10 protein-coding genes are annotated in these 13539 nt (G+C 70.0%); 6 read left to right on the forward strand and 4 right to left on the reverse strand.

Translation table 11 applies throughout. The annotated features are described in order from the left end of the window. Positions 1-47: 47 nt before the first annotated feature. A complete protein-coding gene (locus tag AB0Q90_RS14595) occupies positions 48-413 on the forward strand; it encodes a PH domain-containing protein (RefSeq protein WP_363162693.1) in 366 nt (121 codons plus the stop codon). 17 nt (positions 414-430) lie between these two features. Here AB0Q90_RS14595 and AB0Q90_RS14600 read toward each other — a convergent pair whose 3' ends face one another. From AB0Q90_RS14600 to AB0Q90_RS14610, 3 genes are read right to left on the reverse strand one after another with little or no spacing between them, the layout of a single operon-like run. Next, positions 431-2221: a carbohydrate-binding domain-containing protein gene (locus AB0Q90_RS14600; protein ID WP_363162694.1), complete on the reverse strand. Its 1791-nt coding sequence runs from the start codon at positions 2219-2221 to the stop codon at positions 431-433. Beyond that, on the reverse strand, positions 2218-2982 hold the full coding sequence (locus tag AB0Q90_RS14605; protein ID WP_363162695.1) for a polyphosphate polymerase domain-containing protein: 765 nt from the start codon (positions 2980-2982) through the stop codon (positions 2218-2220). Before AB0Q90_RS14605 ends, AB0Q90_RS14600 begins: the two co-directional genes overlap by 4 nt. Next, positions 2979-3563, reverse strand: coding sequence for a DUF4956 domain-containing protein (locus tag AB0Q90_RS14610; RefSeq protein WP_363162696.1), 585 nt, complete (start codon positions 3561-3563; stop codon positions 2979-2981). The genes AB0Q90_RS14605 and AB0Q90_RS14610 overlap by 4 nt, the downstream gene beginning before the upstream one ends. A 231-nt stretch (positions 3564-3794) precedes the next feature. Between AB0Q90_RS14610 and AB0Q90_RS14615 the strand changes: the two genes are divergently transcribed. Continuing rightward, positions 3795-5306 carry a polysaccharide pyruvyl transferase family protein gene (locus AB0Q90_RS14615; protein WP_363162697.1) on the forward strand — a complete coding sequence of 504 codons (1512 nt, stop codon included), beginning with the start codon at positions 3795-3797 and terminating at the stop codon, positions 5304-5306. Positions 5307-5401: 95 nt separating this feature from the next. Beyond that, positions 5402-8503: a VCBS repeat-containing protein gene (locus AB0Q90_RS14620; protein WP_363162698.1), complete on the forward strand. Its 3102-nt coding sequence runs from the start codon at positions 5402-5404 to the stop codon at positions 8501-8503. Between the two features lie 798 nt (positions 8504-9301). Here the strand turns inward: AB0Q90_RS14620 and AB0Q90_RS14625 are convergent. Next, the gene (locus AB0Q90_RS14625) at positions 9302-9454 is read right to left on the reverse strand and encodes a hypothetical protein (RefSeq protein ID WP_363162699.1); all 153 of its coding nucleotides are present in this window, start codon (positions 9452-9454) and stop codon (positions 9302-9304) included. 919 nt (positions 9455-10373) lie between these two features. On the opposite strand from AB0Q90_RS14625, the gene AB0Q90_RS14630 reads away from it, so the two are divergent. From AB0Q90_RS14630 to AB0Q90_RS14640, 3 genes are all read left to right on the forward strand, one after another. Continuing rightward, entirely contained in the window at positions 10374-11636 is a 1263-nt protein-coding gene (locus AB0Q90_RS14630) for an MFS transporter (protein ID WP_363162700.1), read from the forward strand. Between the two features lie 361 nt (positions 11637-11997). Next, positions 11998-12849, forward strand: a complete 852-nt coding sequence (locus AB0Q90_RS14635; RefSeq protein WP_363162701.1) for a helix-turn-helix domain-containing protein — start codon at positions 11998-12000, stop codon at positions 12847-12849. A 52-nt stretch (positions 12850-12901) separates the two neighbouring features. After that, a complete protein-coding gene (locus AB0Q90_RS14640; protein ID WP_363162702.1) occupies positions 12902-13513 on the forward strand; it encodes a Uma2 family endonuclease in 612 nt (203 codons plus the stop codon). Positions 13514-13539: the final 26 nt, after the last annotated feature.

Raw genomic sequence — 13539 nt, forward strand, 5'->3', positions numbered from 1 at the left:
TTACTGGGACATGACTTACATGTGAGCCAAATGTGGGGGGCACAGCCATGGCACTTTTCGGCAACGCGAGCACCATCAACCCGGGCCAGGCCGCGCAGGACTTCGCGCGTCTGCTCGGCCAGGGTGAGCAGGTGCAGGCCGCGTACCAGCTGGTGCGTGACGTCATCATGTTCACCGACCGTCGGCTGATCCTGGTCGACAAGCAGGGCATCACCGGCAAGAAGGTCGAGTACCACTCGATCCCGTACCGCAGCATCACGCACTTCGCGGTGGAGACGGCCGGCACCTTCGACCTGGACGCCGAGCTGAAGATCTGGATCTCCGGCAACTCCGTCCCGGTGGAGAAGACCTTCACCAAGGGCGTCGACATCTACGAGGTGCAGGCCATCCTCACGCAGTTCGTCGCGCGCTGAGCACCAGGCACCAGGCCTTAGCGCCGCGGGCCGCCCCCGAAGCCGCCTTCGGGGGCGTCGCCCGCCGTCACCGTCGCGACCTGGTCCGCCCCGTCGAGGCCGCCCGAGGCACGCATCCCGCCCGTGTCCGCGCCCGACGCCGAGCCGCCGGAGTAGATCGTGTACTCCTTGCCGCTCTCGACCGCCGACGACGAGAAGACGACGTTCTGGATCGTCTTCGAGGTGACGTAGGTGGCGACGACCTCGCCGTCCGCGTCCACGACGTGCAGTGTCGTCCCGGCCGCCACCGACGCGTCGAGCGTCGCCGACAGCCAGCCCTGCGCGGACTCGGAGTCCGGGGCCACGACCATGCCCGCGCTGCCGGACGCCAGCAGCACACCGCCGCTGACCGTGAACGAGCCGTTGACGTCGAGCGCGCCGTTGCCGCCCGACTCCGGGCCGTTGACCACCAGCGTGCCGCCGGTGATCTCCGCCGTGCCGTTGGAGTCGAAGCCGTCGCCCTCCGCGTCGATGACGAGGGTGCCGCCGGTGACCTCGGCCGTGTAGTCCCCGGCCTCCTCACCACCGCCGGGGCCGCCCCCGAAGCCACCCTGGTCCTCCGACGAACTCGCCTCGCTGCCCGACGCGTTCACCCCGTCATCGCTCGACTTCACCGTCGTAGAGCCGCCGCTGACCAGGATGTCCTTGCCCTCCAGGCCCTCGTTCGAGGTCGTGATCTCCAGCTTGCCGCTGCTGATCACCAGGTCGCCCTCGGCGTGCACGCCGTCGTCGCCCGCGGCGGCGGTGACCTTCGCGCCGTTCAGATGGACGGCGGAGTCGCTGTGCAGGGCGTCGGCGGAGGCGTCCACGGTGACCGTGCCGGACTCCAGGACGGTGATCACCCCCGACTTCAGGCCGTGCGCCGAGGAGTCGTCGGCGGCCTTCGCCACGGAGGTCAGGCGACCGCCCGTCACCACCAGGTCGGTGGCCGCGTCCACACCGTCCCCGCCCGCCGTCACCTTCACCGTGCCGCCGGACACCGCGACGAAGCCCGCGTCCGCGTCCTCGTCGTTGTCGGACTTCACACCGTCGCCGCCCGCCGTGACGGTGACCGTCCCGCCGTTCACCACCGCGTAGTCCCGGCCGCGGATGCCGTCGTCGGCCGTCTCGACGGTGACCGTCCCGGAGTCGACGACCAGGCCGTCCTTGCTCGCGATGCCGTCGTTGCCGTTGCCGTGCACGGTGAGCGAGCCGTCGCCCGCGATCGTCAGGTCCCCGGCGCTGAACAGGGCAGCGTTCGCGTCGGCGTTCTCGGCGTAGGAGTCGGTGTCGGCGAGGGAGTTGTCGCTGCCGTCGGCCAGGACGACCACGAGTTCCTTCGCCTCCGTCGCCGCGATCGCCGCGCCGGAGGATGAGGTGATGTCGACGCCGTCGAGGATCAGCGTGACGCTCGTGTCCGGGGCGTTGACGACGATCTGCCCGTCGGTCAGCTTCCCGCTGAGCCGGTAGGTGCCGCCGGTGGTGACGGTCACCGTGGACCCGTCGGCCCTGGCGCCGTCGCCGTCCACCGACGCGGAGTCGCCGTCGAGGGTGATGTCCACGGCGGCGGACTCGTCGGCGTCGCTCACCGTATGGACGTCCTTGTCGGCGCTGAGAACGGCGGCCGCGTCCTGGCTGCCGTCCGCGGCGGTCGTCGACGTACTACTACCGCTCGAACTCGCCGTAGAAGCGGTGCTGTTGGAGTCCGAGGAGCAGCCGGCCAGGGCCGCCGTGCCCAGGACGACCGAGGCGAGGCCGGCTACGGCCTTCTTGCGCAGGTGGGTTCTCACGCGGGGCTCCCGTCGAGTGCGGTGGGAAAGTGGCGGCGCAGCACGGGCAGCCACCGGTGGGCGGGGAGTTCGGGACGCAGGGCAGCCAGGCCGGTCCCGTACTTGGAAACGGGGACCGGCCGGTGTTTCAGCGACCAGAGCAGCCGGTCGGCGCCGGACCCGGCACGGCCCGCCTTGGTCTCGACGATCGCGCGGTCCGGGGCGCGCAGCCCTGCGCTCCCGTCGGGCAGGGTCCAGGCCGGAGAGGTGTCGATGGTGAGTCGGCTGCCGCCGGCCGGCAGGAAGAGGGTGGTGCGCCGGTACGTCGTCGTCAGCGTCGGCACCAGCCGGAACCGCGCGGAGTCGATCCCGGCCCCGGAGAGCACGCCGTCGACGAACTCCCGGGGTGCCGGGCCGAGTTGGCGCAGATCACCATCGTAGGGAATGCGGTCCTTGACGGTCGTGCCGCGCGGGCCGCGGGTCTTGACCTCCAGGAAGTGCAGGCCGGAGTCGAGGTAGGTGCGGATGCGGACCTTGAAGCGGCGGCGCCGGCGGCGGGCCGCGGCCAGGTAGCCGTCCAGCTCCGGGGTGTCGAAGTAGAGGGACCGGTAGCCGAACTGCCGTACGCCGTCGATCTCAAGGACGCGTGCGTCCTTGCCGAGTCCGGTGAGCACCAGCGGCAGCTCGGTGGCCGGCAGCAGGTACTTGCGGTCCACCCGGGTCAACAGCTCGGCGCGGGCGACGAGTTCGTCCAGGCCGATGGGGCGCAGGGTGTCGGTCACACCCGTACCCCCTGTCCGGTGCGGGCCGCGGCGAGGTAGCGCACGTCGACGTGGGTGATGTCGTTGACGAGGTCGACGCTTCTGACGGAGAGGTTCAGCACCCGGCCGCCCAGCAGGACCTCCAGGTGCGCGCGCAGGGCGTCGTCGTCGGTGTAGGCGGAGTCCAGGCGCAGGGTGCGCTGCTGGTGCCGGGGGAAGAGGCGGGGGTGGTCGCCGACGTACAGGGTGGCGACGATCAGCACGGTCAGCGCGACGGTCAGGACGCTCACCTCCTCGGGGAGCCCGGTGAGCAGGCCGATGGCGAGGGCGGAGAAGTAGTAGGCGATCTCGTGCTGGGCGATCTCGTACGACCGCAGCCGGATGATCGACAGCACTCCGAACAGGCCCATGCCCAGACCGATCCCCACGGACGTGGAGCTCAGCGTCATGGCCACGGCGAGCACGCCGACATTGACGCCGAGGAAGGCGGCCACCAGGTCGCGGCGGTGGTGGCGAGGGAAGTACACGCCGAAGACGAGGGCAGCGACGGCCAGGAGGTCGGTGCCGACGAGTACCAGCTGATGCAGGGCCGTTGGGGTCATGCCAAAGACGATCGGGGCGCTTGCTGTGCAAATCCCCTGAGTTCCCTTAAGGGACCTTGAGAAGTACGGAAGGGGATCAAGAAGGAACCCCGATGCGGATCGAAGGTGAACGGTTTCACTCCCTCCTCGTTCACCTCATTTGCTTCACTTTTCATTTACTTGCATATAACGTTCGTCTTCCCCTATGACCACTTCGTCGGACCCGCGACGCAGCAGCAGCCAAGGAATGTCGTGAAGCGCATACTGATCCGCTCCGGAAAGAGCCCCCTGCGGGTCGCCAGCCCGACGGAGTTCATCCACCAGGACCTCATCGGGACGAACACGGGCAATCTGCTCTTCAGTGACTCCGCCCACAAGATGCTGACGACCCCGGACACCGAGGTCACGTCCAACGGCATCCGCACCAACCACTCCGCCGAGCGCGCCGCGGAGATCAACGAGCAGTACGACGTCTTCGTCGTCCCCCTCGCCAACGCCTTCCGCCCGCAGTTCCAGGCCTCGCTGGACCGGCTCTCCAAGCTGATCGAGCAGCTCACCATCCCGGTGGTCGTGTTCGGCGTCGGCGCCCAGGCCACCGACGACTACGCGACCGACATGCTCAAGCCGATGGAAGCCTCCGTGAAGCGCTTCGCGCGGGCCGTCCTCGACCGCTCCGCGTCCATCGGCGTCCGCGGCGAGCTCACCGCCCGCTACCTCAGGGACCACGGCGTCCCGGCCGACAGCATCGACATCATGGGCTGCCCGTCGATGTTCCTGTACGGCGACACGTTCCCGGAGATCCGCGCCACGGAGATCACCGCCGACTCGCGCATCGCGATCAACATGTCGCCGAACGCGCGGCCCGTCGGCCCCATATCCGGCATCGCCGACTACGGCCACGCGCGCTACCCGAACTTCACGTACTACGCGCAGAACACCGTGGACGCGGAGCTGCTGCTGTGGGGCGACACCACGCCCGAGTCCGGCGCCCGGGACCCCTTCCCGAAGATGCTCACCCACAACCTGCTGCGCGAGAACAAGGTGCGCATGCCGCTGGACCCGGCGACCTGGATCGACGAGCTGCGCGGCTACGACTTCGCCTACGGCACCCGTATCCACGGCAACATCGCCGCCCTGCTGGCCGGTACCCCCGCCGTCGTCCTCACCCACGACTCGCGCACCCTTGAGCTGTGCCGGTACTTCGACATCCCGCACCGCCAGCTCTCCGGGCTGTCCGCCGACACCGACCCGCGTGACCTGTACGAGGCCGCCGACTTCTCGGCGATGATCAAGGGCCACGGCGAGCGGTTCGAACGCATCACCGCGTTCCTCACCCGCAACGGCCTGGACAACGCTTACCAGCACGGCGACGGCGGTGCCGCGTACGACGCCCAGGTCGCCTCCCTTCCCCTGCCGCCCTCGATGCAGGTCTGGGACGGCACGGAGGACGGCCAGACGCGCTACCGCATCGCCCGCCTGCGCGAGCAGATCACGGTCTCCGAGACCAAGCTCACGACGAAGCTCACCGCGGCCACCAAGAAGAACGACGAACTGCGCACCAAGCTGACCGCCGCCGAGAAGCGTGCGGCGAAGACGGCCGAGCAGCTCGACGCGGCCGTCAAGCAGCTGGAGGCCACCCGCAAGCAGCTCGCCGCGATGGAGCGCCGCGTCACCGGCATCGAAAAGCGCGTCCTGGTCCGCCTCGGCCCGGCCCTGCGCCGCCGCAGCCGCAAGATCGCCGGCTCGGGCGGCAACAAGGGCTGACCTGGGCGGACGGCGAATCCGTTCACACATCAACCTCTGCTAGCATCCCGCCACTTGTGCGAGGGCGAGGGCCCTCGCAGGGGAGGGATTCTCACGTGGGCAGACACGCCCTGAGACGGGGCGGTCTGGCCGCTGCCGTCTCCTCGCTCGCGGTCGCCGTCGCGGCCGCGTCCGTGGTTGTGGTGTCGGAGGGTGGTGGCTCGGCCGAGGCGGCCGAGGCCACCACCACCGCGATCACACTGACGGACCCGAGCTCTACGACTCCGCGCACGGATCGCCCGTACGTCGACGGCGACACCGGTTTCCTGCACTGGCAGACCGGCCGCACCGGACTGCTGTGGACCGACTACGCCACCGGCGAGACGGTGACGGTCGAGAACGCGAACGGTGTCTACACCCCGATCGCGAACTGCAAGTCACTCGGCTGGGACTGCTACAACGGCTGGTACGGCTCGGACAGCGACCTCGTCGCTCTGCCGACCACCACGTCCGACCAGTACGCCACCTTGTGGGACCCGGCGACGGCCACCTCCAGGACGGTGGGCTGGAACAGCGGCCACGGGTACTACCGGGCCCTGGCCGGGAAAACGATCGTCACCACCTACTCCCTGATCGACGAGGTCGACGGCGAGTGGCGTACCCGCAGGGTGACCGGTGACGAGGCGAGCGTGCAGACCGGAAACGTCCTCGCGGCGGACCCCTCCGGTGTCTTCTGGTCTGACAGCACCTACGGCGAGCTCAACTACATCGACATCGAGTCGGCCGTGAACACCACGGTCTTCACGGACACCAGCACCAGCCCGAAGTACGTGATGAGCGCGGACCGCATCGGCTGGTACGACGGTGGCGAACTGCACCTGAAGTCCCGTACGGACCTCACCGCCGCCGAGCAGGTGGTCACGCTGCCCGCGCCCGCTGAGCTGGACGGCGACCCGGTCCTGGTCGGCGACTGGCTGCTGCTGCCGCTGTCCTCCAGCGCCCTCGGCTCCAAGCTCCTCGCGGTCAACGTCAACGACCCCTCGCAGCAGCAGACCCTGCTGGCGAGCGCCGAGAAGTACACACTGGAGTCCGGTGACGGTGGCGCGCTGGTCACCGGCGGCACCGGCGCCACCGACTGGTGGGTGCACCGGGTGAGCCAGGCCGAGGACGGCACGCTCAAGCTGGAGAAGGTGTACCAGTCGCCGGCGGTGGAGACGGCCAAGCGCGGCATCGCGCTCAGCCGCGGCAGCCTGCGCGTCGTCGACAACGGCCGCTACACGACCCTGCGCAGCCTCACCACCAACAACTCCACCGAACTGACCGCGTCCGACGCCGTGGACAGCGCCCAGCTCTCCTCCACCGCGGTCTGCCCGTACGAGGGCAGCACCTGCATACCGCTGTGGGGCAACACCGGCACCGAGCCCGACGACGTGTACCTCAACACGTTCTACGACGGTGACGAAGGCGGCAGTGGTCTGGAGAAAGCCGACCGGGTCAACTCCATCGCGGGCAGCGACCTGGACTTCGGCACCGCGGGCGGCAGCATCGTCGACGTCTCCGACGACTACGCCGTCTACAACTCCGGCGGCACGACCCCGGCGCAGTACGTCGGCGAGTTCGGCCAGGGCCAGCAGCTGAAGCGGTCCGTCCGCGCCGCCGCCCTGAACGGCCCCACCCTGTGGAGCGCCACCACCACCGCCGGCAAGCTCACCTCGTACAGCATCCCGCTGGCCAAGACGCTCACCACGGTGACCGTCCCGGGCCTGGCCTGCGTGCCGAGCGAGCTCCAGGCGGCGGGCCGCTGGGTGTACTGGGCCTGCGGCACGGCATCGGCGGGCGTGTACGACACGAAGGCCGGTACGTCGACGGCGGTCGCCCCCGGTGACGTCCTCCTCGGCGACGGCTTCACGGTCCGCCACGACCACACCACCCGCAAGCTGGTCCTCACCGAGGCGGCCACCGGCACCACGCGGGTGATCGCCTCGGGCCTGGCCGCCAACGATCTGACGACGGACCGCCGTTACCGCTGGACGGTCGACGAGTACACGGGTCTGGTCGCGTGGTTCGACGACTACGAGCGCACGCACGTCACCACCACGGGCATCACCCCGTCCGCGGTGACGTCCTTCGAGACGTCGGCCAACGACTACGCGGCCCCGGGCGTGCCCTTCGAGGGCAGCTGGCTGCTGTCCCGCCCGGTGACCTCCTGGTCGCTGACCTTCACCTCCGTGCAGAGCGGCGCGAACGGCAAGGAGACCCGCACGATCACCGGCGGCACCACCGCGGACCGGGTGTCGGCGACCTGGAGCGGCAAGACGGCGAGCGGGACCTACTTCCCCACCGGCGCGTTCACCTGGACCCTGAAGGCGACCGGCCTCGGCACCTCCACGGCGAACACGGTGGCCACCGGCAAGAGCTACCTGGAGCGAGGATCCGCGGTCCGGCACGACTTCGTCAGCCCCGACGGCCCCGACGGCCGGGGCGACCTGCTCACGCTCAACTCCTCCGGCGGCCTGACCTGGCACGCCGGCACGGGCACGGGCAAGTTCGGCGACAAGAAGACCGGCACCGGCTGGCCGACGACCGTCAAGGCGATCCCCTTCGGCGACCTGAACGGCGACCGCTGCAACGACGTCCTGGTCCGCTACAGCAGCGGCGCCCTGCGCCTGTACAAGCCGGCCTGCAACGCGACGCTGAAGCCGTCGACGTCGTACACCACGCTGGCCACCAGCGGCTGGACCCAGTACGACGTGCTGACCTCGCCCGGCGACCTGACCGGCGACAGCCGCCCGGACCTCCTGGCCCGCAACGCCTCCACCGGCGCGGTCTACCTCTACAAGGGCACCAGCACGGGCAAGCTCTCCGCCCGCGTGAAGCTCTACGACAACTGGAAGACGTACAAGAAGATCGTGGGCGTCGGCGACATCACCGGCGACGGCAAGCCCGACCTGCTCGCCCAGGACAAGTCCAACACCCTCTACCGCTACAACGGCAAGGGCGACGGCACCTTCACCTCCCGCACAAAGCTGTTCACCGACTGGGGCAGCTCGTACAACGCGGTCGTGGGCGTCGGCGACATCACCGACGACGGCAGACCGGACCTCATCTCCCGCGACACGAACGGCAACCTGTACCGCAACAGCGGTGACGGGAAGGGGTCGTTCGGCTCGCGGACGAAGATCGCGACAGGCTGGGGCGGCTACAAGTCCCTGTCCTAGACAGCCGGTTCACCGATCGAGGCGCCCGGGGTCCGTTGTGACCCCGGGCGCCCTATAACTTTCCAGGTTTCCGCAGGCTTGCCAGCAACGGACGATGAGACCGCCCGAGGCATCTCGTCGTCCGATCCGCCCCGGGAAGAGGCAGCCCGACCAACCTGCCGCTGCCTACGTTCGCATCAGTGCCGGAACCCATTTCGACCCCGAAAGGACCGCACGCATGCTCACACTCATGGACCCAGAGGTGGTTCCCGAGGCCCCAGCCCCTGCCCCTGCCCCTGCCCTGGGCATACCGGCTCTTGGCCCCGCCACCTTGAAGGTCGGCGTCGGCGTCGGTACCCGCAGGGCGGTCCGCTACCCCGCCACTGCGAAGGGCGGCCGCTCTGGCATCGGCACCCGCAGGACGGTCCGCTACCCAGCCGCTGCGAAGGGCAGCGGCCCCGGCATGGGCACCCGCAGGACGGTCCGCCAGCCCGCCTCGTTGAAGGGGGGCGGCCCTAGCGTCGGCGGCCGCAAGCCCGTGCGTCGTCCCACCACGTTGAAGCACGGCCCCAGCGTCGGCACGCGTAGGCCTGTCCACCAGCCTGCCACCGCAAAGGGCGGGCCTGGCGTCGATTCCCGCTGGTCTGTCGCCACCCCTGCCACCGCCAAGGTCAGCGGCCCCAGCGTCGGTACCCGCAGGGCGGTCCGGTACCCCGCGACCGCGAAGGGCACCCCGGGCGTCAGCGGCCGTAAGCCTGCGCACCGTCCCGCCACAGTGAAGGCCGGGGGCCCTAGCGTCGGTACCCGCAGGACGGTCCGCTACCCGGCGACCGCGAAGGGCAGCCCGGGCGCCGGTAGCCGCAGGTCCACCGCCACCACCACCCCCGCCACCGCGAAGGGCAGCGGCCCGGGCATCGGCAGCCGCAGGACCGTCCGCCTTCCCGCCTCATTGAAGACAGGCGGCGGTGGCATCGGCAGCACCAAGCCCGTGCGTCGGCCCACCACGATGAAGACCGGCCCCAATGTCGGCACGCGTAGGCCTGTCCACCAGCCCGCCACCGGGGAGGGCAGCGGCCCGAGCATCGGCACCCGCAGGACCGTCCGCCTTGCCGCCACGTTGAAGGCGGGCGGCCCTAGCGTCGGCGGCCGCAAGCCAGTGCGTCATCCCGCCACGTTGAAGGCCGGGAGCCCGACCACCGGCACCCGCAGGACGGTCCACTACACCGCCACCGCGAAGGGCAGCCCTGGCGTCGGTTCCCGCAGGCCCGTCAGCCAGCCCGCCTCTCTGAAGGTCGGCCCTGGCGTCGGTAGCCGCAAGAGCATCCGCCGCCCCGCCACCACAAAGCACACTCCCGGCGCCGGTACGCGTAGGCGCCTCCGCCAGCCCGCCTCTTTGAAGGGCAACCCTGGCGTCAGCGGCCGCAAGCCCATGCGCCGTCCCACCACGCTGAAGAACGGCGGCGGCATCGGCACCCGCAGGCCCATCCACCGCCCCACCACCGCAAAGAGCGGCCCAGGCGCAGGAAACCGTCGGCCTCTCCAACGCCCCGCCACCATGAAGGCCAGCGGCCCCGGCGTCGGCACTCGCCGCAAAAGCACCCCCGGCATCGGCAGCCGCAAGAGCACCCGCCGCCCCGCCACATTCCAGACCGGCATCAGCATCAAGGGCGGCGTCAGCATCGGGGAACGTTCCCGCAGGACCGCCCCTGTTGGTCCGAACAGGCGCTAGGCGACGCCGGACTCGGATCAAACCGGCAGACAGACGGGGGAAACGGATGGAGCGCCCGCCGATCACGGTGGAGCTGCGGGAAAGGGACGAGTGCGCCGTGCAGCTCGGCATCGTGCTGCCGATGTACAAGGAGATCTACGCCCTGCCCGGCACGGGCGCCCGATGAGCAAAGTGAGCATCGACGCGCCGCCCCGGGCAGGGCTGCTGCGGCGCCGGGGCTTCCGGTTGTACTGGAGCGCGCAGAGCGTTTCGCTGGTCGGCGACGAGATCAACATCCTGGCCATACCGCTGGCCGCCGTGCTGCTGCTGGACGCGGGCGCGACCGAGATGGGCTGGCTCACGGCAGTGGCACTGCTGCCCTCGCTGCTGCTGTCGATACCCGGCGGGGCGTGGGCGGACCGGCGCACGAACCGGCGCGGCGCGATGATCGTCGCGGATGTCGGCCGGTTCGCCGCGGTTGCCTCCGTACCGCTGGCGTACGCGCTGGACGCGCTGACGATGACCCACCTGTATGTGACGGAGTTCGTCGTCGGGGTGCTCACCGTGCTGTTCCGGGTCTGCAAGCACCACGTGTACGCATCCGTGGTCGCCCCGGAGAGATACGTGGACGCCAACGCGCTGCTCTCCGGCAGCACATCAGCGGCATCGGTCGCCGGGCCGAGTACGGGCGGAGCGCTAGTTCAGGCGCTGTCGGCGCCGTTTGCACTGCTGGTGGACGCCGCGACCTACCTGGTGTCGGCGGTGTGCCTGGGACGCATCAGAACGCAGGAGGCACCCCCCGCACCGCGTGACGGGGGCGGGCTGTCGGCCGGACTGCGCTGGGTGAGGGCACACCGCGCCCCGGGCCTGCTACTGGCCGGGGTCTCCATGCTGAGCCTGTGCCACACCTTCCTGCTGACCCTGTACGTGCTGTACGGAGCCACCGAACTGGGGCTGACGGCCGGGGCGTTGGGGGTGGTGATCGCCGCGGCGGGGCTCGGCGGGCTGGCCGGCGCGTACGCCGCGCCGCGCGTGGTGCGCAGGATCGGCATCGGCCCGACCGTCGTCACCGGCTTCCTGTGGTTCAGCCTGCCCGTGATGCTGGTACCGCTGGCCGAGGGCCCGGAGCCACTGGTGATCGCAGCGCTGCTTGCCGCGCAGCTCGGCGCCGGCAGCGGGGGCTCGGTCCTGGACATCTCCGCCAACAGCTACCTGATCGCCGTCATCCCGGAAACGCTGCGCTCCCGCGTAATGGGCGTGGTGCAGACCGCCAACTTCGGCGTACGCCCGATCGGCGCGGTACTGGCCGGCACGCTGGGCACCGCCCTCGGCCTGCGCCCCACCCTGTGGATCGGCACAGCGGGCGCCGCACTGAGCGTGCTGTGGGTCATCGCGTCCGGCGTACAGCACATCCGGGAACTACCCGAAACTCCCCACGCCCGCTGACAACCGGGCGAGGATCACGTGCAGTTGAGGAAGCGTCCTTCCTCCGCAGCTTCAACTGCCGCCCCGCGGTGGAGACAACGGACGGATCACCGAAGCCCGACGCCCCGCCCCCCGGTCCGGCCTGCGCTCCCTAAGAACCACCCACTGGGAAGAAACCACCCCACCAAGCCCCACCCCTCCCTCCCGCCGCGCAAACTCACTCCCGCGGGTGAATATGCCCAACTCAGCTGGATTCAGGACCGGTTGCCTGCCCTACGCTCAGCGCGAACACCCCAGACAACCGCAGACATGCGACGGCCCCCGCCGGGAGTAGCGATCCCAGTGGCGGGGGCCTGACCACCGAGGAAGATAAGGCTTCCCGATGGACACCCAAAACCCTAGCGCGCCCCTGCCCGCCCAGTCCCGCATCCCGGGGAAAAACCACCCCCACGGCCAGCCGCACTCCGGCGTCGTCCACGACAACGTCCGCCACACCGAGAGCTTCACGGTGATCGGCAACCACCTCGTCCAGCACGAGGAGCTGTCGCTGCTGGCCATCGGGCTGGCGTGCTACATCCAGTCGGTACGGCAGGGCACCGCCGTCGACATCAAGACCCTCGCCGACCGCTTCCCCGAGGGCCCCACCCGTATCGCGGCCGCCCTGCGCGAACTCGAAGCCCACGGCTACCTCAGCCGCACCCGCGAGCGCACCGCCACCGGCCGGATCGTCACCCGCACGGTCTCCTGCAACAAGCCCGGGCACCGGCCTGCCGAGGCCGCCGACAGGCCCGCCCGACGCACGGTCACGGACAAGCCGCCTCCCCGCAAGAAGCGCCTCCCCGCCGTACCGCAGCCCTCATCCACCTCCCCCGCCCTCCTCCAGGCAGCCGTCGACGTCCTCGTCGGCCTCCGCCGCCACGACCACCGCCTGCTCCTCTCCACCACGGACGCCGAACACCTCGCCCCAGGGGTCGTCGCCTGGATGGAACGCGACGTCAGCCCCACCGCCGTACGCCACGCCCTGACCGAGAACCTGCCAACGAAACCCCTTATCCGCCCGGCGGCCTTCCTCGCGCACCGCTTGGCCGCCCAGCTGCCACCCCCACCGCCGTTCCGCCCACCCACCACCGTCCTGCACCCGCTTCAGAACTGCGACGGCTGCGACCACGCCTTCCGCGCCCCAGAACCTGGCCGCTGCCGCGACTGCCGATCAGACCTCCCGGAGTCCGCCTAGCATGAAAGCGACGATCCTTGCCCCTGGGCACAGACGACGAGGAGCGAGCGCCATGACCATCGCCCCGGACGACGCGCAGCAGGGCGCCTCCCACCGGTACCGGGCTATGCGGGATCTCGTGCAGTCCACGGATGACACGGTTCCCGGCAAATTCGAAGTCACCAAGGAAGGCATCGTTCACGACATGATGGCGCCCGTCGGCCCGCACGAGCTGACCACCGCGCACCTCCGGAAACGTCTCGAAAAGGTGATTCCGGAAGAACTCCTGGCCCACACGGGCGAGCCCGATGTCGAGGACGAGTCCGAGGGCATCATGCGCCGTCCCGACCTGATGGTGATCGCCTGGGTGGACATGGATGTGCCGGGCTCGTTCGACCCGCGCACCCTCATTGCCGCCATTGAGGTCGTCTCCCGGTCCAACCCCGACAACGACTGGGTGACCAAAGTGCGCGACTACCCCCTGATCGGCGTCCCCGTCTACGCGATCTTCGACCCTCGCACCGCCACCGGTGCCGTCCTCACCGACATCCACCCCACCCCCGACGGCCCCCGCTACGCCACCCGCAAGGACTTCGTCTACGGCGAGGACGTCACCATCGGCGACTGGACCATTTCGACCGATGGCCTGCCGCTCTACCCAAGCGAGGGCGACGACCAGCGCTAGGTCATCACCCTCACATGCCTGACATG

The organism is Streptomyces sp. NPDC079141 (assembly GCF_040686775.1).
Taxonomy (GTDB): Bacteria; Actinomycetota; Actinomycetes; order Streptomycetales; family Streptomycetaceae; genus Streptomyces.